This is a genomic window from Phyllobacterium trifolii (genome assembly GCF_014192095.1).
GTDB classification, from domain to species: Bacteria; Pseudomonadota; Alphaproteobacteria; order Rhizobiales; family Rhizobiaceae; genus Phyllobacterium; species Phyllobacterium trifolii.
Window position 1 is genome coordinate 220,544 of the sequence record NZ_JACHXN010000001.1, and the last position, 21,662, is coordinate 242,205.

A 21,662-nucleotide genomic window follows, 5' to 3' on the forward strand; every position below is an offset into this window, starting at 1 on the left:
ATGTCGGATTTCTTCAATGGGCAGGCAGGAGTTCCGCTCCTCCTCTTTGCGCTCGTTTTCGGCTACCTGCTCGGATCCATCCCTTTTGGTCTGATCCTGACCCGCATGGGGGGGCTTGGCGACGTGCGTAGCATCGGTTCCGGCAATATCGGCGCCACCAATGTGCTGCGCACCGGCAACAAAAAACTGGCCGCCGCAACATTGGTGCTGGACATGCTGAAAGGTACCGTGGCGGTGTTGATCGCCGGCATTGCCAGCCCTGAAGCAGCCATTGTCGCAGGCTTCGGCGCTTTCCTCGGCCATATTTTCCCAGTCTGGTTGAAATTCAAGGGCGGGAAAGGTGTCGCGACCTATCTTGGCGTCCTGCTCGGGCTGTTCTGGCAAGGTGCACTGATCTTCGCCGCCGTCTGGCTGATAGTAGCCTACACGTCTCGCTATTCTTCTCTCGCCGCCCTTGTCGCGGCCATCATCGTTCCGATTGCACTCTACATAATAGGGGTGCATCAGATCGCAGCGCTTTTCCTTGTCCTAACGATCATTGTCTTCATCAAGCATAGGGCCAATATCCAGCGTCTTGTCTCAGGCACCGAAGGCAAGATCGGCGCTAAAGGATGAATGAAGAAAAGAAGGGCATACGCCTTTCTGACAGCCAGCGCTTGAGCTGGCTTCGGTTGATCCGCAGCGAAAATGTTGGTCCCGCGACGTTCCGCGACCTGATCGTTCATTGCGGTTCTGCGAGCGATGCATTGGAAATGCTGCCCGAACTTGTCAGGCGCGGCGGCGGCGGCCGGCCAATTCGAATTGCCAGTTTGCAGGACGCTGAACGCGAAATGCAGGCGGCGACAAAAATGGGCGCCGTTTTCGTCGGCATTGGTGAGCCCGACTACCCCCGCTATCTTCGCCAATGCGACAATCCCCCGCCATTGGTCGCGATCAAAGGAAATCCCGAGGTGTTCAGGCTACCGCCCGTTGCTATCGAGGGCGCTCGCAACGCATCGTTGGTGGGGATCAAGTTTGCGCGGATGATCGCACGGGAGCTGGGTGAAGCCGGTTATGCGATTATCTCCGGTCTTGCACGTGGAATAGATACGGCAGCCCATGAGGCCAGCCTGGACTACGGAACAGTGGCCGTCATGGCAGGCGGGCTGGACGTCCCCTATCCCCCGGAAAACCTCAATCTCTATAAGGCGATAAGCGCGCGCAATGGGGCCGCGATCAGTGAAATGCCATTCGGTTGGGATCCCCGTGCCCGGGATTTTCCGAGGCGCAACCGTATTATCGCCGCTCTGTCGCTGGGCCTGGTTGTGGTTGAAGCCGCCGAACGCTCCGGCTCACTGATCAGTGCCCGGCTGGCGGGAGAACTTGGCAGGCTTGTTTTCGCGGTCCCTGGCTCTCCTCTCGACCCGAGGGCCAAGGGCACCAACGGGTTGTTGAAAAACGGAGCCATTGTGACAACCAGTACCGAAGACATATTAACTGCATTGACGCCACTGGTCGAACGGCCTGCTTTCGACGATGCAGCGTTTCTTGCACCAGATATGGATTTCCCGCCAATCAATCCACCCGACGAAACCGATCGGGACCGGTTCGTCAATCTACTCGGCCCCGTTCCAGTCGATATCGACGACCTAATCCGTACCAGCGAACTACACCCGTCGGTGGTAATGCTGATTCTGCTCGAACTCGATCTAGCCGGACGTTTGCAGCGTCACTCAGGCGGACATGTTTCGCTTGTTTACGCGTGAAGCTGTCCCCAGTTCCTTCTGCAACTGGTCACTGCTTTCGATATGTGCAATTTCTATAAGATACGCCAACATCTCCAGCCGGTTCGTTTTGGCCATTGCTCGTAACTCACCGAGCATTTGCTGAATAAATCTGGCGTTTTCAATTTGATCAATTCGACTTTCGCTCATAATTTGATCCTTAAATATAAATTTATATCGAAAATATGCGCTATACTTTGACTCAGAATATCTTAATTTATGCCTATATAAGCTGCTGTTTTTTATACTCTATATACGAAACCATAAATGACTCACACAGGAATTCACCATAGGCTTGAACCCATAAGGAAAATACCATTAATTGCATAAGTTATGCGAGCAACCATAGGTTGTAATTCACGATTTTTGATGTACAGACCTTGACGTTGTGTCGAAGCCTGTTCATTTCACAGGCCTGTTCCGAAGCTAAATTAGTGCTTTTGCAATCTGACAAGGGCAGGAAAGCTCAAATCTGTAATGAATGTTGTCGTCGTCGAATCGCCTGCCAAGGCCAAAACAATCAACAAATATCTCGGTTCGGGTTATACGGTCCTGGCCTCGTTCGGCCATGTGCGCGATCTGCCGGCCAAGGATGGATCGGTGCGCCCTGACGATGATTTCTCGATGTCGTGGGAAGTCGACTCGGCCTCGGCCAAGAGGCTAAGCGACATTGTCAAAGCTTTGAAAGAGAGCGACGGCCTCATTCTCGCAACCGATCCGGATCGTGAAGGCGAGGCTATTTCCTGGCATGTGCTCGAAGTACTGCAGCAAAAAAAGGCTATAGGAAAGAAGAGCGTCCAACGCGTTGTGTTCAACGCGATCACCAAGAATGCGGTGCTCGAGGCCATGGCCAATCCACGCGACATCGACATGCCGCTCGTCGATGCTTATCTCGCACGCCGGGCTTTGGACTATCTTTTCGGCTTCACCCTCTCCCCGGTGCTTTGGCGCAAACTCCCGGGCGCGCGCTCCGCTGGCCGAGTCCAATCGGTAGCATTGCGGCTTGTCGCGGATCGCGAAGCGGAAATCGAACGCTTTATCCGCGAAGAATACTGGAATATCGCCGCGCTCCTGAAAACACCGCGCGATGACGGGTTCGAAGCACGGCTTGTATCAGTCGATGGCAAGAAACTCGGCAAGCTCGATATCAAGAATGGTGAACAGGCCGGTGAGATCCGCGGCATGCTGGAAGGCGCGTCCTTCAAGGCAGCCTCGGTCGAGGCGAAGCCGATCAAACGCAGCCCTGGCCCGCCCTTCACCACATCGAGTTTGCAACAGGCGGCCTCCGGTCAGCTCGGATTTTCCGCATCACGCACGATGCAGATTGCGCAGAAGCTGTACGAAGGTATGGATCTCGGCAGCGAAACCGCTGGCTTGATCACTTATATGCGTACTGATGGCGTGCAGATGGCGCCCGAAGCCGTTCAGGCGGCGCGCCAGACGATCGGTAAGGTTTTCGGCGAAAAATATGTGCCGGATAAGCCGCGCTTTTACGCCACGAAGGCGAAAAATGCTCAGGAAGCGCACGAAGCGATCCGCCCCACCGATTTCAATCGGCATCCCAAGGACATGCGCCAGTTTCTTGATGCGGATCAGGCACGGTTGTACGAGCTGATCTGGAAGCGCGCAATCGCTAGCCAGATGCAATCCGCGGATATCGAACGAACGACCGTCGAAATCGATGCGCAAAATGGATCACGTTTCGCACAACTGCGCGCGACTGGCTCGGTCATCAGGTTTGATGGTTTTCTCGGTGCTTATACGGATCACCGCGAGGAAGAAGACGTCGATGAAGATGGTGGACGCCTTCCGGAAATCCGCTCCGGAGAGGCTCTGGCCCGCGAGAAAATCAACGCAACACAGCACTCGACTGAGCCGCCTCCGCGCTATTCGGAAGCAACACTCATCAAGAAGATGGAAGAGCTCGGCATCGGCCGTCCTTCCACCTATGCATCGACGCTCGCGACCCTTCGCGATCGCGAATATATAACCATCGACAAGCGCAAGCTCATTCCAGAAGCCAAAGGCCGGCTGGTCATTGCCTTCCTGGAAAGTTTCTTCAAGCGCTATGTCGAATATGATTTCACCGCTGATCTAGAAGAAAAGCTCGATGAGATTTCCGATGGAAAGCTGAAGTGGAAGGATGTTCTGCGGGCTTTCTGGACCGATTTCTTCGGCTCTGTCGATGGAATCAAGGAACTGCGCGTTACCAATGTGCTGGATGCTTTGAATGACCAGCTTGGCCCGCTCGTGTTTCCGCCGCGTGAAGACGGCAGCGATCCGCGTATCTGTCAGGTCTGCGGCACGGGCAATCTATCGCTGAAGCTCGGCAAGTATGGCGCGTTCGTCGGCTGTTCGAACTATCCGGAATGCAAATTCACGCGCCAGCTTGGTGGCAGCGAAGCGGCAAACGAAAACGGCAATGGCGGCGATGAGCCAAAACTGCTCGGCAAAGACCCCTATACGGACGAGGATATTACCGCACGCAACGGCCGGTTCGGGCCTTATGTGCAGCGTGGCGATGGCAAGGAAGCCAAGCGCGCCAGCCTGCCAAAGGGCTGGACGCTCGATGCGCTGGATCATGAAAAAGCTCTGGCTCTGCTCTCGCTACCTCGCGATGTAGGCCAGCATCCCGAAACGGCGAAGATGATCTCGGCCGGAATCGGGCGCTACGGCCCTTACATCACGCATGATGGGACCTATGCGAATCTGGAGAATGCGGAAGACGTGTTCTCGATCGGCCTCAACCGGGCGGTTACCGTGCTTGCGGATAAGCAGGCAAAGGGCCCGGGGCGCGGTCGAGGTACGCCTGCAGCGCTCAAGGATCTTGGCGAGCATCCCGATGGCGGCGTGATCACCGTTCGCGACGGCAAATACGGCCCCTATGTGAACTGGGGCAAGGTCAATGCCACGCTGCCGAAGGGCAAGGACCCGGCGGGCGTGACCGTTGAGGAAGCCCTTGCTATGATCGCTGAAAAGGCGGGCTCCAAGGGCACCAAGAAAGCACCGGTCAAGAAGGCAGCAGCGGCCAAAAAACCTGCCGCGAAAAAACCGGCTGCGAAGAAGACTGCAACCAAAAAAGCAAGTTAGGAAAAAATCGATTGGCACGCCGTATCTCTCCCCCCAACGGAAAAAAGCGGTCTGCCAATTCTGACGCTTCCGGTCGCGAACAGCATATGCCAAGCCGCGATGAGATTCTCCAGTTTATCAAGGAAAATCCGGACCTTACCGGCAAACGTCACATCGCCAAAGCATTCAATATCAAAGGTGATGCTCGTATTGCCTTGAAGGATATTTTGCGGGATTTGGCTGGCGATGGCTTGGTCGAAAAGCGCGCCAAGCGGCTCGCCGTACCTGGCAGCTTGCCGAGCGTGGCAGTCCTCGACATTACCGGACGTGACGGCGATGGCGGGCTGATCGCCAAGCCTGCTGAATGGGACGCAAACCACCAGGAACGGCCGCCTGTTGTTTTCATTCGCGCCTCGCGCAATCAGAAAGGTCCGACTCCCGGCGTGGGCGATCGTGTTCTGGCGCGTATTTTTCATGGTGCTGACCCTACCGGCCCCGTTTATACGGGACGTGTCATCAAGAAGATCGAGCATCGCAAGGACGCTGTTTTGGGCGTGTTGCGCAAACTCGACAATGGTGAGTGGCGCCTTGAACCCGTCGAACGGCGGCAAGTCGAACTCGCCATCGATCCTGCCCAACTGAACAACGCCAAGGCAAATGACCTCGTCGAAGTCGAGGTTTCAAAAGTCAGCCGCTACGGGCTTGCACTGGGCCGGATCACGCAGGTCGTGGGTTCCGTTGCGAGTGAAAAAGCCCTGTCGATGATCGCCATCCACGAGCATGAGATCCCGCATGTCTTTCCCGATAGCGTGATTGCCGAAGCGGAGAAAGCCAAGCCCGCGACTATGGCGCATCGCGAGGACTGGCGTCATGTTCCATTGGTGACCATCGATCCGGCCGATGCAAAAGATCACGACGATGCGGTCTGTGCCGAACCTGATCCGGACGAGAAAAATCCGGGCGGCTTCATCGCCACTGTCGCCATCGCCGATGTCGCGGCCTATGTAACCCCACGTTCGCAGCTCGACCGCGAGGCATTGAAGCGCGGCAATTCGGTGTATTTCCCTGACCGCGTCGTGCCGATGCTGCCTGAGCGCATTTCCAACGATCTTTGTTCGCTGAAAGAACTGGTGGACCGCCCTGCCCTTGCCGTCCGCATGATCTTTGATGCCGAAGGCCGCAAGATTTCGCACACGTTTCACCGCGTCATGATGCGCTCGCACGCCCGGCTCTCCTACCCGCAGGCGCAGGCAGCAATAGATGGCGCGACGGACGAGAAGACAGCGCCGATCCTCGATACGATCCTGAAGCCGCTCTGGGCGGCCTATGCCGTGCTCAAGCGCGGTCGAGACGCACGTGAACCGCTCGAACTCGATCTTCCGGAGAAGAAGATCCTGCTTACACCCGAAGGCAAGGTCGACAAGGTCGTGATCCCGCCGCGGCTCGATGCGCACAAGCTCATCGAAGAATTCATGATACAGGCCAATGTTGCCGCTGCCGAAACGCTCGAGCGCAAGAAACAGCCACTGATCTTCCGCATCCACGACGCGCCGTCGCTGGCCAAGCAGGAAACGCTGCGTGAGTTCCTGCGGACAATGGATATATCGCTGGCTCGCGGCGCAGAACTGCGTCCGAACCAGTTCAACCATATCCTGAAGCGCGTCGAGGGCAGCGAGCAGCAGGATCTCGTCAATCAGGTCGTGCTGCGCTCGCAATCGCAGGCGGAATACAACCCGGCAAACATTGGGCATTTCGGCCTCAATCTTCATCGCTATGCGCATTTCACTTCGCCCATCCGCCGCTATGCCGACCTTATCGTGCACCGCGCGCTGATCTCGGCATTGGGCCTTGGACCGGATGGCCTGACGCCGGACGAAGAAGCGGCATTGCCCGAAATCGCCGCCCTGATCTCGACATCCGAGCGTCGCGCCATGGCCGCCGAGCGCGACACTGTCGACCGGCTGATCGCGCACTATCTGGCGGACAAGGTGGGCAGCAGTTTCGAAGGCCGCGTCCAGGGTGTGACCAAGGCCGGCCTGTTCGTCTCCCTTGCGACATATGGCGCGGACGGGTTTATCCCCATTTCAACTTTGGGCGATGATTACTATCTTTACGACGAAACCAACCACGCTCTATCCGGCGAACGCAGTGGCAAGGGTTTCCGCCTCGGTGACGTTGTCGAGGTTCGTTTGGTCGAAGCCTTGCCAGTTGCTGGCGCATTGCGGTTCGAGATGCTTTCAGAACCGCACCCGGTGCCGAGCGGCGTTCGCTCGCACCACAAGGCAAAGCGTTTTATACGCGGAAACCAGAAGCGTCCGTCTACCGTATCGCGGGGCGGACGAAGAGGCAGGTAATGGCAGAACAGATTTTCGGCGCCGATACGGCGCCCGCGAGAGAGCGCCGGCCGGTGTGGCAGGCGATGTGGCGCGGATTGCGCTGTCGCTGCCCGCATTGTGGCGAAGGCAAACTATTTCGCGCTTTCGTCAAGCCGGTCGACCAGTGCGCCGTATGCGGAGAGGACTACACCCATCAGCGGGCCGACGATTTTCCGGCCTATATCACCATCACGATCGTCGGCCACATCGTCCTCGGCGGATTTCTGGCGGTTGAAACCCTGGTCATATTGTCCAATTGGGTGCATCTGGCCATCTGGGTTCCCTTGACGATCCTCCTGTCGATAGGTTTGCTGCAGCCGGTCAAAGGCGCCATCATTGGGTTGCAATGGGCAAATTACATGCATGGTTTTGGCGGCGAGACTGACGATCAGGAGCCACGGGAACAGTGAATGATCAAGGCAATGCCATCCCGATCCAAAAAGATAAGCCGGTAGTTCCCATCCGGCCACGCGATGCTGCTTCGCTGTTGCTCATCGACCGTTCCGGCAAGGATCTGCGCATCCTCATGGGCAAGCGCCATATGCGTCACGTGTTCATGCCGGGAAAATTCGTCTTTCCGGGTGGGCGGACGGAACCAGCGGACGGCCGCATATCCGCCATTGCCGAACTCTCCGATGTTGATCAAGCAAAACTGCTGACCGGCATGGGCAGTCGCTCAAGCGTTCAACGCTGCCGGGCACTCGCGCTCTCTGCCATTCGCGAAACCTATGAAGAGGCAGGGCTTCTTCTCGGACGCCGGCGTCCGGATGCCGTTTCGATATCGCACCCCGACTGGGCCGCTTTTGTCGAACGGAGGATTCTTCCTGACCTTTCCGTGCTGCGCTATTTCGCGAGAGCCACCACGCCGCCCGGTCGCTCCCGCCGTTTCGATACACGGTTCTTCCTTGCTTTTCGCGATGCCGTCGCCGATACCCTTCCCGAAGCAACCGGGCCATCACAGGAACTCGAAGAACTGTGCTGGCTGCCCTTCCATGAGGCCAACCAGCTGGATATTCCCGAGATCACCCGGACGATCATAATGGAGGCCGAGGCGATTCTTGCCGCAAATCCTGCCTTAGACCCGGGCAACGCCGTCATTCGTTACCGCATGAAATATGGACGATTCGTCCGAGAGGTTTTTTGATTTATGGATGCAACGCCGACCACTGACCAGACAACCGTCCGGTCTTCCTGGCGCGCGCTTGTCGCGGCCATCGCCACCATCAGTTCCGTTGGTGTCGCCATCGGACTTGGCATTCCACTCCTGAGCGTCATTCTGGAAAGCCGCGGCCATTCGGCCACCATGATAGGTTTGAACGCCGCGGTCGCGGGCATCGCATCGATTGTCGCCGCTCCTTTCGCTGCTCCCATCGCAGCACGGTTCGGTGTGGTGCCCACCCTGCTTGGAATGCTGCTGATCGGCGGCTTCTCGTTCGTCGGCTTTCACTTCTTTACCGAGTTCTGGATGTGGGTCGTATTGCGGGTTTTCCTGCATTTCGCGCTGACAATGCTGTTCATCCTTTCCGAATACTGGATCAATGCTGCAGCTCCTCCCGAAAAACGAGGACTGGTGCTTGGTATTTATGCCACCGTCCTTTCCGTGGGATTTGCGCTGGGGCCATGGCTGTTCTCGCGCATCGGCAGCGTCGGCATCATGCCGTTTGCTGTCGGCTTCGGCATCATCATTTTCGCCATGTTGCCGGTGCTTTTCGCGTGGAAGGAAAGCCCGGATTTCCATGAAGAGGAGCATGTTCCTTTCGCTCCGTTCATTTGGGCTGTGCCCACTGCGACGGCGGCCGTCTTTGTCTTTGGCGCAGTTGAAACCGGCGGCTTCGCGCTGTTTCCCGTCTTCGGCTCCCGCATTGGGTATAGCGAGGCAAATGCCGCGCTCCTTCTTACCACGATCGGTTTGGGCAATGTTCTCCTGCAAATTCCTATCGGTTTGCTCAGCGATCATGTCAATGATCGCCGCAAGATCCTGCTTGTCTGCGCGTTGATCGGCTTGGCGGGCATGTGCGTCCTGCCATTCATCTATTCCAACTGGTATCTCGTCGCGGGATTGCTGTTTGTCTGGGGCGGCGTTGTGGCCGGCCTTTATACGGTTGGCCTGGCCCACCTGGGCTCGCAGCTTACGGGGCGCGAGCTCGCCTCGGCCAATGCCGCCTTCGTCTTCTGCTACGCAGTCGGTATGCTAGTCGGTCCACAAGCCGTCGGTATCGGCATGGATCTGATGGGCCCCGCGGGCTTTGCAGTCGCCCTCGCAATATTTTTTGCGGCCTACGCACTTTTGGTGGGCTCACGCTTGATCAGCCGCAGAGGTTAGGGTTCGGGACTCTCAGCGAGTACAACTACAGCGCGCTTGGAATTATTCGCCACGGTGTTATATTGACCCCGGAGTGAGAGACGAGCTTTTGCCCGCCTCTCTCTTCCTTATCTTTGAAAGTGAACCCGGATTGCTATTGACCAGCTGGTCCGGGTTCTTTTCACAGTAAGGCTGATGCTAAACGGCAAATACCGCATAGATTCAACTCCAAGGTTGAAGGCAAGGCTCTTGCCGCAGTCGGGGGAGCCTATCTCCCCCGATACACCGGCTGGCTCGGTGTTGCTGCTTTTGCCTTCAAATCTCGAAGTTCGACTCATCGCGTGATTTGGGATACTCGGCAACGAACGCAGGGTTGAATCACATCTCGGCAAATGTGGCATGAGGTTGTCCTGCAGTGACGACATGCCGACTTATCGATTATATTGGTGGGATGACCCACCTAGGCTTGACTTTTCGCCCCGTTCGGTTAAGTGTCCGGCCGAATTTCCGCTTATGGCCACGTTGCTGGACTTGAATAGCGGTCCTCAATAATCAGAACAGGTAAACTGAAAATGGCCAAGGCTGCGAATATCAAGATCAAGCTTCTGTCGACCGCTGACACCGGTTTCTTCTACGTTACGAGCAAGAACAGCCGTACCAAGACGGAGAAGATGTCTTTCCGCAAGTACGACCCGGTCGCACGCAAGCACGTTGAATTCAAGGAAACCAAGATCAAGTAATCTTGTTTTTCCGGAAACAAAAATGCCGCCTTCAGGGCGGCATTTTTGTTTGCAAATTCCATGGCCTGTTGATGTTTATTTGTCAGGCCGCGGCCGACACAACGCGATTGCGTCCGGCAGCCTTTGCGCCATAGAGAGCGTCATCAGCACGCTTCAGCAGATTCTGCACAGTGTCTTCCTTATGCAGAACGCTGGCAATACCGATGCTGATTGTCACGGGAGCGCCGGTCCCGTTTTGATTGACAACAAAAGGTGTCGCTGCGACTTCGCGCCTGATGCGCTCGGCCACAACGGCAGCGAGCGCCGAATCGGTGTCCGGCATCACTATGAAAAACTCCTCGCCGCCATAGCGGCTCGCAAGATCGCTCCCGCGCACATTCCGTCGCAGGCGCCTTGCAAATTCCCGCAACACTTCATCCCCGCCGTCGTGACCATGCGTATCGTTTATCAGCTTGAACCGGTCGATATCGGTCATGAGAATGGACAAGGGCCGCCGGCGTTCTACAGCGCGCTTGAATAGGGTTGCCAGATGCGTCTCAAGATAGAGACGATTATGCAAACCGGTCAGGCTATCCGTCACCGCCATTTCGTAGGTCTTGACGACGCTGGCGCGCAAACCATCATGATAAGCTTTTCGTCGAAGCTGTGTGCGCAACCGCGCCAGCAATTCATTCGGGTTCAGCGGTCGCACCAGATAGTCGTTGACGCCCAATTCCAAGGCGCGCCGGATTAATGGCTCTTCACCCCGATCCGCCAAAAGGATGATAGGCAGCGACCGCGTGTTGTCGAGCGACCGCAATTGGGCGCAAATGCGCAGCGGGTCAAAATTTGTGAAGCTCGACGAGATGATCAGGCAATCATGGTTGCCTTGGATAGCGTCGAAGAATCCGGTTTGCGGATCCGTTTGAACATCGACGACCCCTTCGTCGGCCAATATACGCTGAATCCGCTCGACGCTTTCGGGTCGTTCGTCGATCAGCAGCACACGGGCGTTCTTGGCGCTGCCCTCGCTGCCAATTGGGAAACGCAAGATCGACTCCAATCCGACATCGCGGGTAGTAGCCACACGTAACCGCAGCTCGTCGGTCAGGTTCTTCAACCGCACCAAGCTCTTCACGCGCGCAAGAAGTTGCAAGTCATTCACGGGTTTGGTCAGGAAATCGTCAGCGCCGAAGTTCAATCCGCTAATGCGGTCTGTGTCCTGATCCAGAGCTGTGACGAGCACCACAGGGATATGTGCGGTAGAGGCTTGCGACTTCAGTCTGCGGCAAACTTCGAAGCCGTCCAACCCTGGCATCATGATATCAAGCAGAATGAGGTCAACATTGCTGTTCTCGCATATCTCCAAGGCCTGATAGCCGTCCGATGCCGTGACGACTTCATAATATTCCGCGCTCAGCCGTGCTTCGAGCAGCTTCACATTGGCGGGAACATCGTCAACGACTAGTATGCGGGCCGTCATATTTAACTCCCCTGACGGTCAAGCGTCGCCAAGATAAGATTTGATGGTTTCGATGAACTTCGGCACCGAGATGGGTTTTGAAATATAAGCCTCGCAACCGCCTTGCCGGATACGCTCCTCATCGCCCTTCATGGCAAAAGCAGTAACGGCGATGATCGGGATTACATGCAGGTCGTCGTCCGCCTTCAGCCACTTCGTGACTTCCAAACCCGACACCTCGGGCAGCTGAATATCCATGAGGATCAGATCTGGCCGATGTTCGCGAGCCAGATCAAGGGCTTCCAGCCCATTGCGGGTCCGGATGGTTTCATAGCCGCTGGCTTCAATAAGATCGCGGAAGAGCTTCATATTAAGCTCATTATCCTCGACGATCATCACTTTCTTTACCATCGGCAATTTCCTGTTGATCATGCTTGAAAGACGCGCGCCGTCCGTGAAGAACTATGGGACAAAGATCAGGTCGCAGCCCCAACTGTATGGATGCATTTGATAGCCTGTGATGATTGATGAAAAGGTAACTCTTCAGCCCAATCCCGAAATGCTGCTGATCATGTTTAACCAAGGATTTATTGAACATCTTCTTTTGATCATATTCAACCGGCTACAGCGAAATTTGGGCACACGAAATAGCATGTAAGACTGTAAGACGTACTATTCTGGGTTGCAGGACCCGGCAAACCATGGACAGGCGGTGTAAATGAGGAATCAGATCAATCTCGGCGACGCGGAAACCTTGGCAATCAATGCTTTGATATTCCTGGCCGACGACAGTGAGTTGCTTGCCCGGTTCCTTGCTTTGACCGGAATTACCGCCGATCAGATTCGGACGGCAGCCGGCGAGCCGGGATTTCTGGCCGGCGTTCTCCAGTTCTACCTTGGGCACGAACCGACGTTGATGCGTTATTGCGAGGCAACAGGAACTGATCCTGCCCTTTTCCAGGAAGCACTGCGGCTCCTTCCCGGTGGCCGGCAAGATATCGATTGAACGGTTAATAGGCTTCGGCTGGTCGTTGCAAGGTAAAGGCACCTTCGCTAAGGTCTGCTCGTTCCTTTTATGTTCCGGACCCCAATGGCAACCCTCAACGATCCGAGATTTGGTTTTTGCCGTGACTGTCTGGCGACCCAGACATCGGAGGGTAAACGCTGCCATGTCTGCGGCAGCCCCCGTCTCTTGCGCCATCCAGAGCTCTATAGCCTCAGCATCGCCCATGTGGACTGCGATGCGTTCTATGCTTCAGTCGAAAAGCGCGACAATCCGGAATTGCGAAACAAGCCTGTCATTATTGGCGGCGGGAAACGCGGCGTCGTTTCAACAGCTTGCTATGTAGCGCGCATCCATGGCGTGAAGTCAGCGATGCCGATGTTCAAAGCTCTGGAGGCTTGTCCGCACGCTGTCGTCATCAGTCCCAACATGGAAAAATATGCGAGGGTCGGTCGCGAAATCCGCCAGATGATGCGCGATTTGACTCCTTTGGTCGAGCCGTTATCAATCGATGAAGCCTTTCTGGATCTGTCGGGGACCGAGCGCCTGCATCACGATCCACCTTCCCGTGTGATGGCGCATTTTTCAAATCGTGTAGAACGAGAAATGGGGCTTTCCGTTTCGGTCGGCATTTCCTACTGCAAGTTCCTGGCGAAGATCGCCTCGGACTTCGAGAAGCCACGCGGCTTTTCTATCATCGGACAACAAGAGGCACCCGCTTTTCTCGCCGATAAACCGGTTACGATGATTTGGGGCGTCGGCAAGGCGTTCAACGCAACGCTGGAGCGCGATGGCATCCGCACCATAGGCCAACTTCAGACGATGGAACTTGGCCCCTTGATGGCCGCCTATGGAACGATGGGGCAGCGCCTCTACCGCTTGTCGCGGGGACTTGATACGCGCCGCGTCGAACCTGACAGCGAAAGCAAAAGTGTATCTGCTGAAACAACCTTCAATGAAGATATCGCATCACTTGAAGAGCTTACACCGATATTGCGGTCTTTGTCGGAAAAGGTCTCGAGGCGCCTCAAAGCGGCTGACATCGCTGGAAGGACTGTCGTTCTTAAATTGAAGTCTCGGGATTTCAAACTCAGAACCCGGAACCGGCAGTTGGCTGATCCGACACAACTGGCCGACAGGATTTTCCGCACTGGCTTTTCCTTGCTTGAAAAAGAAATCGACGGCACGCGATTTCGTCTACTCGGGATCGGCGTCAGCGACCTTGGTAACGATGACCGCGCTGACCCGCTCGACCTCGTCGATATTCAGGCGACTAAACGTGCGGTTGCCGAAACGGCGATAGACAAGCTTCGCGGGAAATTCGGCAACAATGCTGTCGAGACCGGATACACGTTCGGCAGGGTCAAATCTCGAGTCGAAGCTCTGCCAGATGATACGGATTCAAACGAAAACCGGTGAATATGAGACAAGACTCTCCGAATCTGGAACAAGAATGGTCAAATCTGGAACAAGAATTTCCACTCGGAATTGCAATTCAGTTGTGACTGGTTGAACTGCACCCCTCAGGCCATCTCGACTTCCACAATTCCCGGTATGGCTTTCATGGCACTTGCGACCTGCGGACCGACACGATAGCGGTTCGGCAATTCGATTTCGACTTCGGATGCACCGTTCTCCTTGATCAGGATCAGACTCACCACCTGGCCGTCGTTTTGCGGCACCAGATAGGGAGTAATGGCACTTAGCGGCTCGCTGGAACGCATATAAAGGCGCAGGGCCTTCTGCATGCGGGTCGCCTCGTCTTCGAGCGATTGGGCCGTCTGGATGCGCAGGCTAATGCCTTCCGGGCGGTCCTCGGCACCAACAGTGACCACCACCGACCGACCGGGCTCAAGTAGATCGCGGTACTGCGACAGAGCTTCAGAAAAGAGTACCGCTTCAAATTGTCCTGAGGAATCAGAGAATTGGATAATTCCCATCTTGTTGCCGGTCTTCGTCTTGCGCTCCTGCTTAGCCGTAATTGTCCCGGCAAGACGTCCAGCATTGGCGCCGCGCTTGACCGCCGCTGAAAACTCCGACCAGGTCTGGACGCGCATCTTTTCAAGCACTGCCCGGTACTCGTCGAGCGGATGGGCCGAGAGATAGAAACCCGCCGCTTCGAATTCCCGTCGCAACTTCTCGGCCGAAAGCCAAGGTGCAGCCGCGGGAAGTTGGATGGTTTGGGCACCTGCGGCCATTCCCCCGAATATATCCGCCTGACCGCTAACGCTGTCTTCCTGTGTACGTTGTGCATGGCCGATAATCCGGTCGAGCCCGGCAATCAGCGCAGGCCGTTCACGCCCGAAACAGTCGAAAGCCCCAGCATTTATAAGGCTTTCGAAGACGCGGCGATTGACGACACGCGGGTCGATCCGCTCGCAGAAATCCTCAAGGCTGGCGTAGGGCGTCGCACCGCGCTTCTCGACAATATGATCGACAGCCGCTTCGCCAACGCCCTTGATGGCCGCCAGAGAATAGAAGATACGGTTCTCGCCTACCTCGAACAAACGATAAGACGTATTGACCGATGGAGTGACGACTTCGATGCCAAGCCGTACCGCCTCCCGGCGGAAATCGTTGAGCTTGTCCGTATTGGACATGTCGTATGTCATTGATGCGGCAAGGAATTCCACTGGATAGTGGGCCTTCATGTAGGCCGTCTGGAATGATACGATCGCATAGGCGGCGGCATGGGATTTGTTGAATCCGTAGTCCGCGAACTTGGCCAACAGATCGAAGATGAAGTTGGCTTGCGGCTTGGTCACACCACGCTCGACGGCTCCATCAACGAATCGGACCCGCTGCATGTCCATTTCGGCACGGATCTTCTTGCCCATGGCACGGCGAAGAAGATCGGCCTCGCCGAGTGTATAGCCCGACATTTCCTGCGCGATCTGCATCACCTGTTCCTGATAGATGATGACGCCTTGGGTCTCCTTGACAAGATGATCGATCTTCGGATGGATCGATGCCATCTCTTCATCGCCATTCTTACGTGCATTATAGGTCGGAATGTTCTCCATCGGGCCCGGCCGATACAGCGCGACAAGCGCGATGATATCTTCAATCCGGTCGGGCCTCATGCCGATCAGCGCCTTGCGCATGCCGGTACTTTCCACCTGAAACACGCCGACCGTCTCACCGCGGGACAGCATCTCGTAAGTAAGTTTATCGTCGAAGGGCAGATTCGAAAGATCTACCGTGATATCGCGCCGCTTGAGGAGGTTGACGGCGGTCTGCAGAACGGTGAGCGTTTTCAGACCAAGGAAATCGAATTTGACCAGCCCAGCCTCTTCAACCATTTTCATGTTGAACTGCGTAACCGGCATATCCGACCGCGGATCGCGATACATCGGTACAAGTTCCGACAAAGGCCGATCACCGATGACGATACCCGCCGCGTGAGTCGACGCGTGGCGATAAAGCCCCTCCAGCTTCAAGGATATGTCGAGCAATCGCTCGACGACTGGCTCCTTGTCACGTTCCTCCCGCAATCGTGGCTCATCTTCGATTGCCTTGGATAGTGTTACAGGATTTGCCGGGTTTGCTGGCACCATTTTGGTCAGACGGTCGACCTGACCATACGGCATTTCCAATACACGTCCGACATCGCGCAATACGGCGCGAGCCTGGAGCGTACCGAAGGTTATGATCTGAGCTACCTGATCACGGCCATATTTACCCTGAACATAACGAATAACCTCATCGCGCCGCTCCTGGCAGAAGTCGATATCAAAATCGGGCATCGAGACGCGGTCCGGATTAAGAAAGCGCTCGAAGAGGAGGGAGAAACGAAGGGGATCAACGTCCGTGATCGTTAGGGCATAGGCGACAAGTGAACCCGCGCCTGATCCACGTCCGGGACCGACCGGGATATCATGAGCTTTGGCCCATTTGATAAAGTCGGCAACAATGAGAAAGTAACCCGGATATTTCATCCGGGTGATGATAGAAATCTCGTATTCCAGCCGTTCCGAATATTGCACGGCTGTATGGCCACCGGCTAGCCCCAAGGTCTGGATCCGCTGCGCAAGGCCTTCCCGCGCCTGACGCGCCAACTCATGCGCCTCGGCTTGCAACGCCGCTTCCGGGTCAGCACTCTCGCCCGTAAAGCGCGGCAAAATCGGCGCACGGTTCTTCGGATAGTAGGAACAACGCAGTGCGATCTCGACAGTATTCTCAACCGCCTCAGGCAGATCGGCAAATAGCTCCACCATCTCGTCTTCGCTCTTGAGATAGTGATCCGGTGTTAACCTGCGGCGATCGTCAATCGACAGAAGAGAGCCGGAGGCAATCGCCAAAAGTGCATCGTGCGCTTCATAATCAGCACTCTTAGAAAAAAACACATCGTTCGTGGCAACGAGCGGCAGTTCCAATTCGTAGGCAAGTTCGACTTGCGCTGCTTCCAACGCGCGATCGTAACCGCGATGACGCTGGAGTTCGACATAGACTCGATCGCCGAACAGCGATTTCAAATAGTTCAGCCGCTGCCGCGCACGATCAATCCGATCGTCCTTGATCGATTTTGCAATGGGACCTTCAGGACCGCCAGACAAAGCGATGATACCGTCCGTACGACCGTTGAGCCATGCCGACGTTATGTGTACCGGATCACCGGCCGCCGTTTCCAGGTACGCACGACTAACGAGGCGCACGAGATTGGCATAGCCTGCCTCCGTGGCAGCAAGGAGCACGAGTGGCGCCAGTCCCAGCGCTTCGCGTCGGTTGGCGCTGCGGCTTTCCTCCGCCTGGTCATGAAAGGCGATATCAAGCTGACAGCCGATAATGGGCTGCAGACCTGCCTTCGATCCTTTCTGGGCAAATTCAAGAGCCCCAAAAAGATTATTCGTGTCGGTAATCGCAATCGCCGGCGCCTTGTTGGCAACGGCGAGATCAATGACTTTCGGAACCTGCAGGGCGCCTTCAAGTAAGGAATACGCAGAATGGACTCGAAGGTGGACGAAGCGCAGCGCTTGTTTGCTCGCGACGCTTAGACTGCTGTTGGTCTGTCCATCTGCCAATTATCTGTCTCCGAAACCTGAACGGAGAAACTGATTCACCGCACATTTATAGTCGGACATGCGCGATGAGGTGTCCACCAGTATTGGGGATTCTCGTATTTCAACGGTGGACAAGAATCGGGATCGCAAGCACTCAAACGTTGAGTTGCAGTGATCTCGGCTTCGTCAGATTGCGCTCACCCACATTGCAAACGTCGCAATGAACAGGCTGACTGTAACGAATGACATAACATCCTGAAAAAGTTCGCTCATCGGTAAAACCCTTCTTAGTTGTCTGTATGTATATCTTTTGTTCTATTTTTGTTCCAAAGTCAAGCACACCCAACCACCCATTGGCGCTATGGTTTTCGAAATATTAATGGAAGGTAAAATGGAGTCGCGATCAGAGGTTGGTGATTTTGCCGTCCTTGAGCGTCACCCGCCTGTCCATGCGACGCGCCAGCTCGAAATTATGAGTGGCTATCATGGCTGACAGCCCCGACTGTCTAACAAGCGCTTCAAGTGCTTCGAACACATAGGAAGATGTCACCGGATCGAGATTGCCTGTCGGTTCGTCAGCGAGAAGCACCAAGGGTGCGTTCGCCACAGCACGGGCAATAGCCACGCGCTGTTGCTCGCCGCCGGAGAGTTCGCTGGGACGGTGCGAAGCACGCGCGCCAACCTTCATATAATCGAGTAGCTGCTGGGCGCGCTCGGATGCCACAGCTGGCTTCATGCCGCGGATTAGTTGCGGCATCATAACGTTCTCCAATGCCGTGAATTCAGGGAGAAGATGATGGAACTGATAGACAAAGCCGATGTCGTTTCGCCGTATGGCCGTACGCTCTTCATCGGAAAGCGAACCGCAGGACCTGCCGTCCAGAATAACATCGCCGCTGTCAGGCCGCTCCAGCAATCCAGCCGTATGCAACAGTGTCGACTTGCCCGCCCCGGAAGGCGCGACAAGCGCCACCATCTCGCCTTTGCCAAGCGAAAAGCTGGCGTCGTTGAGAATGACCAACTCACGGCCAATCTCGTCATAACGGCGGCCGACATTCGTCAGCTGCAAAATTGGCCCTGCCACCATTTTATTCGTACCTCAAGGCTTCAACGGGATCGAGCTTGGCTGCGCGCCATGCTGGAAACAGCGTTGCCAGAAATGACAGGACCAATGCCATGAGGATGACCGAGAAGGTCTCGTTGAAATCCATTTTGGCGGGCAAGGTGCTCAAGAAATAGAGTTCAGGATTGAACAGCGTGGTGCCGGAAATCCAGGAAAAGAATTCTCTGATTCGTTCGACGTTGAGGCATACAACGACGCCAAGAACCACACCTGCAATCGTTCCGGTCACACCGATCGCAGCACCCGTCATAAGAAAGATGCGCAGGATCGAGTTTCGCGTCGCCCCCATGGTCCGAAGGATGGCAATGTCATGCCCCTTGTCCTTTACCAGCATTATCAGTCCGGAGATGATATTGAGAGCCGCGACGAGAACGATCAGCGTCAGAATCATGAACATGACATTACGCTCAACCTGAAGGGCGGAAAAGAACGTCTGATTGCGCTGACGCCAGTCGGTGAGCATGATCGACCGCTGTGCCGCATCCTCGATCGGTTTCTTCAACGCGTCGATATTGTCCGGATTATCGGCGAATATCTCGATCGATTGAACCTTGTTTTCCTGGTTGAAATAGAGCTGCGATTCATCGAGCGGCATAAGTACGATCGATGCGTCATACTCGGACATGCCGATCTCGAATATGGCCGTAACTGGATAGGATTTGACACGCGGAGCCATGCCGAGCGGCGTCACATCCCCATCCGGAGATATCAAGGTAAGTTTATCACCGAGACCGAGACCCATATTTTCAGCCATACGCGTCCCGATAGCGACGCCGCCAGCCGTGTTGAATCCCTGAAACGTACCTTGGCGCACGTTTTTGGAAACAAGCTGCAGTTTCGCGATGTCTTCCTCGCGCAAGCCGCGCACCAGGGCGCCAGCCCCTGCCCCGACATTACCTTTGGCCAGCACCTGTCCCTCGACAACCGGAATGGCAAAGGAGACGCCGGGGACAGCGTCGACGCGTTTGATGACCGCATCGTAATCGTCGAAAGGCCGATCCATCGGCTGCATGATAACATGACCGTTGATGCCGAGGATGCGCGTCAAGAGTTCAGCGCGAAAGCCATTCATCACTGCCATGACGATGATCAACGTCGCAACGCCAAGCATGATCCCGGTAAAAGAGAATCCGGCAATCACGGAAATGAACGTTTCCTTGCGCCGGGCGCGCAAATAGCGCCAGGCGATCATACGTTCATAGGCTGAGAACGGCTTGGAACCGTTCGGCGCGGTGACTGCCTTTTCGCTCATAAAATTCCTGCCTGAACGCCTGCGAGCTTGTTAAGCGCAGCTTCAATACTCAAGGACTCACGCTCGCCAGTCGCTCGGTCCTTGATCTCGACCTCACCGGCAGCAACGCCGCGCGGGCCGACTATGACCTGTGTGGGCAGACCGATCAGATCCATTGTGGCGAACTTGGCACCCGGGCGATCATCCGTGTCGTCAAGCAGAGGCTCAAGGCCAGCATTTGTCAACGCATCGTACAATTTGGCCGAAACGGCGTCGCAGGCCGCGTCGCCGGGTTTCATATTCACAATACCCACACCGAAGGGCGCAACGGCTTTTGGCCAGATAATGCCGTTCTCGTCATGCGACGCTTCGATGATTGCAGCGACCACACGTGACGGCCCAATACCGTAGGAGCCCATTGAAACCGGGTAGTCCTTGCCGTCTGGTCCGGTTACCTTGGCGCCCATTGGTTCGGAATATTTCGTTCCAAAGTGGAAAATGTGGCCCACTTCGATACCGCGAGCAGCGAGTTGCTCCGAAGCACCGACCTTTTCCCACGCCGCCTCGTCATGCATTTCGTCGGTGGCAGCATAAGGCGTGGTCCAGCGCTTAACGATATCGGCAATCTGCGCATCATCATTAAAGTCGGTATCGGGATCGGGCACGGGCAGATCGAGATAGGCGCGATCGCAGAAAACCTGGCTCTCGCCCGTATCGGCGAGAATGATGAATTCATGGCTGAGATCGCCGCCGATCGGACCCGTATCGGCCCGCATGGGAATGACTTTGATACCCAGTCGCGAAAACGTACGCAGATAGGCAACGAACATGCGATTGTATGCCGCCTTCGCACCCTCAAAATCCAGATCGAAGGAATAGGCATCCTTCATCAGGAATTCGCGCGACCGCATCACCCCGAAACGCGGACGGCGCTCATCGCGAAACTTCCACTGGATATGATAGAGATTGAGCGGCAAGTCTTTGTAAGATCTGACGTAGGCGCGGAAAATCTCGGTGATCATTTCCTCATTCGTCGGACCAAAAAGCATGTCGCGATCACCGCGATCCTTGATGCGCAACATCTCGTCGCCATAGGCGTCATAACGTCCGCTTTCGCGCCAAAGATCAGCGGACTGGATTGTCGGCATGAGGAGTTCAATTGCACCGGAACGATTCTGCTCCTCGCGAACAATGGCGCTCACCTTGTTCAGAACCCGCAGACCCGCCGGCAACCAGGCATAGATGCCCGCCGATTCCTGGCGTATCAGACCTGCACGCAACATCAGGCGGTGGGAGACGATTTCCGCCTCCTTGGGGTTTTCTTTCAGGATGGGTAAAAGGTAACGGGAAAGCCGCATGGAGAATCACCAAATTGAACATCGCCTGAGTGCTTTAAGAATCAGGCAAAACCAAGTGCAAAAGTGATGTTTCTTTACCGGCTTCCCGGCGGATTGGGAACCCGTAATGCCAAATGAAACGGGTGGGGATTTATAAGAGATTCACTGCCTTGCTGGATTTGTAAGCAAAAAATGACAAGAACGAATATTTTTCGTGACATTTCGCAGGCAGTCCGCTATTTTTTTAATCATAAGGAGAAAGTAAGAATATTTCTGCT

17 protein-coding genes are annotated in these 21,662 nt (G+C 55.6%); 10 read left to right on the top strand and 7 right to left on the bottom strand.

The genetic code is table 11. The annotated features are described in order from the left end of the window. A complete protein-coding gene (gene plsY, locus FHS21_RS01130; RefSeq protein ID WP_112530919.1) occupies positions 1-615 on the top strand; it encodes a glycerol-3-phosphate 1-O-acyltransferase PlsY in 615 nt (204 codons plus the stop codon). Continuing rightward, complete coding sequence (gene dprA, locus FHS21_RS01135) at positions 612-1,745, top strand: DNA-processing protein DprA (RefSeq protein WP_112551339.1); 1,134 nt, start codon at positions 612-614, stop codon at positions 1,743-1,745. Before plsY ends, dprA begins: the two co-directional genes overlap by 4 nt. Here dprA and FHS21_RS01140 read toward each other — a convergent pair. Continuing rightward, entirely contained in the window at positions 1,713-1,913 is a 201-nt protein-coding gene (locus FHS21_RS01140; RefSeq protein WP_112530918.1) for a hypothetical protein, read from the bottom strand. The genes dprA and FHS21_RS01140 overlap by 33 nt on opposite strands. A gap of 327 nt (positions 1,914-2,240) precedes the next feature. Between FHS21_RS01140 and topA the strand changes: the two genes are divergently transcribed. From topA to rpmG, 6 genes are all read left to right on the top strand, one after another. After that, positions 2,241-4,853, top strand: a complete 2,613-nt coding sequence (gene topA, locus FHS21_RS01145) for a type I DNA topoisomerase (protein WP_112530917.1) — start codon at positions 2,241-2,243, stop codon at positions 4,851-4,853. Between the two features lie 11 nt (positions 4,854-4,864). After that, the gene (gene rnr, locus FHS21_RS01150; RefSeq protein ID WP_112551338.1) at positions 4,865-7,186 is read left to right on the top strand and encodes a ribonuclease R; all 2,322 of its coding nucleotides are present in this window, start codon (positions 4,865-4,867) and stop codon (positions 7,184-7,186) included. Further along, positions 7,186-7,617, top strand: a complete 432-nt coding sequence (locus FHS21_RS01155; RefSeq protein ID WP_112530915.1) for a DUF983 domain-containing protein — start codon at positions 7,186-7,188, stop codon at positions 7,615-7,617. The genes rnr and FHS21_RS01155 overlap by 1 nt, the downstream gene beginning before the upstream one ends. Further along, complete coding sequence (locus FHS21_RS01160) at positions 7,614-8,351, top strand: NUDIX hydrolase (protein WP_112530914.1); 738 nt, start codon at positions 7,614-7,616, stop codon at positions 8,349-8,351. Before FHS21_RS01155 ends, FHS21_RS01160 begins: the two co-directional genes overlap by 4 nt. A gap of 3 nt (positions 8,352-8,354) precedes the next feature. After that, positions 8,355-9,530 carry an MFS transporter gene (locus tag FHS21_RS01165; protein ID WP_112530913.1) on the top strand — a complete coding sequence of 392 codons (1,176 nt, stop codon included), beginning with the start codon at positions 8,355-8,357 and terminating at the stop codon, positions 9,528-9,530. 551 nt (positions 9,531-10,081) lie between these two features. Beyond that, the gene (gene rpmG, locus FHS21_RS01170; protein WP_008122896.1) at positions 10,082-10,249 is read left to right on the top strand and encodes a 50S ribosomal protein L33; all 168 of its coding nucleotides are present in this window, start codon (positions 10,082-10,084) and stop codon (positions 10,247-10,249) included. A gap of 82 nt (positions 10,250-10,331) precedes the next feature. On the opposite strand, the gene FHS21_RS01175 is transcribed toward rpmG, so the two are convergent. Next, positions 10,332-11,711 carry a PleD family two-component system response regulator gene (locus tag FHS21_RS01175; protein ID WP_183660795.1) on the bottom strand — a complete coding sequence of 460 codons (1,380 nt, stop codon included), beginning with the start codon at positions 11,709-11,711 and terminating at the stop codon, positions 10,332-10,334. A gap of 18 nt (positions 11,712-11,729) precedes the next feature. Beyond that, positions 11,730-12,101 (bottom strand): response regulator, encoded by a 372-nt coding sequence (locus FHS21_RS01180; protein WP_008122893.1) that lies wholly within the window; start codon positions 12,099-12,101, stop codon positions 11,730-11,732. A gap of 307 nt (positions 12,102-12,408) precedes the next feature. Here FHS21_RS01180 and FHS21_RS01185 point away from each other — a divergent pair, with 307 nt between their 5' ends. Together FHS21_RS01185 and FHS21_RS01190 are read left to right on the top strand one after the other, a co-directional pair. Beyond that, positions 12,409-12,696: a DUF3572 domain-containing protein gene (locus tag FHS21_RS01185; protein ID WP_112530911.1), complete on the top strand. Its 288-nt coding sequence runs from the start codon at positions 12,409-12,411 to the stop codon at positions 12,694-12,696. Between the two features lie 84 nt (positions 12,697-12,780). Continuing rightward, a complete protein-coding gene (locus tag FHS21_RS01190; RefSeq protein WP_376772050.1) occupies positions 12,781-14,112 on the top strand; it encodes a DNA polymerase IV in 1,332 nt (443 codons plus the stop codon). A gap of 104 nt (positions 14,113-14,216) precedes the next feature. On the opposite strand, the gene dnaE is transcribed toward FHS21_RS01190, so the two are convergent. The 4 genes from dnaE to proS form a co-directional block, all read right to left on the bottom strand. Beyond that, positions 14,217-17,714, bottom strand: a complete 3,498-nt coding sequence (gene dnaE, locus FHS21_RS01195; RefSeq protein WP_112530909.1) for a DNA polymerase III subunit alpha — start codon at positions 17,712-17,714, stop codon at positions 14,217-14,219. Positions 17,715-18,096: 382 nt separating this feature from the next. Then, the gene (locus tag FHS21_RS01200; protein ID WP_112530908.1) at positions 18,097-18,780 is read right to left on the bottom strand and encodes an ABC transporter ATP-binding protein; all 684 of its coding nucleotides are present in this window, start codon (positions 18,778-18,780) and stop codon (positions 18,097-18,099) included. Position 18,781: 1 nt separating this feature from the next. After that, entirely contained in the window at positions 18,782-20,068 is a 1,287-nt protein-coding gene (locus FHS21_RS01205; protein ID WP_112530907.1) for a lipoprotein-releasing ABC transporter permease subunit, read from the bottom strand. Continuing rightward, the gene (gene proS / locus FHS21_RS01210; RefSeq protein WP_112530906.1) at positions 20,065-21,405 is read right to left on the bottom strand and encodes a proline--tRNA ligase; all 1,341 of its coding nucleotides are present in this window, start codon (positions 21,403-21,405) and stop codon (positions 20,065-20,067) included. The genes FHS21_RS01205 and proS overlap by 4 nt, the downstream gene beginning before the upstream one ends. Positions 21,406-21,662: the final 257 nt, after the last annotated feature.

What these genes read in the sequence shown, in the direction of transcription:
- FHS21_RS01175 (WP_183660795.1), bottom strand. Translation starts at nt 11,711, where the DNA reads ATGACGGCCCGCATACTAGTCGTTGACGATGTTCCCGCCAATGTGAAG.
- FHS21_RS01155 (WP_112530915.1), top strand. Translation starts at nt 7,186, where the DNA reads ATGGCAGAACAGATTTTCGGCGCCGATACGGCGCCCGCGAGAGAGCGC.
- FHS21_RS01180 (WP_008122893.1), bottom strand. Translation starts at nt 12,101, where the DNA reads ATGGTAAAGAAAGTGATGATCGTCGAGGATAATGAGCTTAATATGAAG.
- FHS21_RS01140 (WP_112530918.1), bottom strand. Translation starts at nt 1,913, where the DNA reads ATGAGCGAAAGTCGAATTGATCAAATTGAAAACGCCAGATTTATTCAG.
- FHS21_RS01205 (WP_112530907.1), bottom strand. Translation starts at nt 20,068, where the DNA reads ATGAGCGAAAAGGCAGTCACCGCGCCGAACGGTTCCAAGCCGTTCTCA.
- FHS21_RS01190 (WP_376772050.1), top strand. Translation starts at nt 12,781, where the DNA reads ATGGCAACCCTCAACGATCCGAGATTTGGTTTTTGCCGTGACTGTCTG.
- dprA (WP_112551339.1), top strand. Translation starts at nt 612, where the DNA reads ATGAATGAAGAAAAGAAGGGCATACGCCTTTCTGACAGCCAGCGCTTG.
- proS (WP_112530906.1), bottom strand. Translation starts at nt 21,405, where the DNA reads ATGCGGCTTTCCCGTTACCTTTTACCCATCCTGAAAGAAAACCCCAAG.
- FHS21_RS01185 (WP_112530911.1), top strand. Translation starts at nt 12,409, where the DNA reads ATGAGGAATCAGATCAATCTCGGCGACGCGGAAACCTTGGCAATCAAT.
- FHS21_RS01200 (WP_112530908.1), bottom strand. Translation starts at nt 18,780, where the DNA reads ATGGTGGCAGGGCCAATTTTGCAGCTGACGAATGTCGGCCGCCGTTAT.
- rpmG (WP_008122896.1), top strand. Translation starts at nt 10,082, where the DNA reads ATGGCCAAGGCTGCGAATATCAAGATCAAGCTTCTGTCGACCGCTGAC.
- plsY (WP_112530919.1), top strand. Translation starts at nt 1, where the DNA reads ATGTCGGATTTCTTCAATGGGCAGGCAGGAGTTCCGCTCCTCCTCTTT.
- topA (WP_112530917.1), top strand. Translation starts at nt 2,241, where the DNA reads ATGAATGTTGTCGTCGTCGAATCGCCTGCCAAGGCCAAAACAATCAAC.
- FHS21_RS01165 (WP_112530913.1), top strand. Translation starts at nt 8,355, where the DNA reads ATGGATGCAACGCCGACCACTGACCAGACAACCGTCCGGTCTTCCTGG.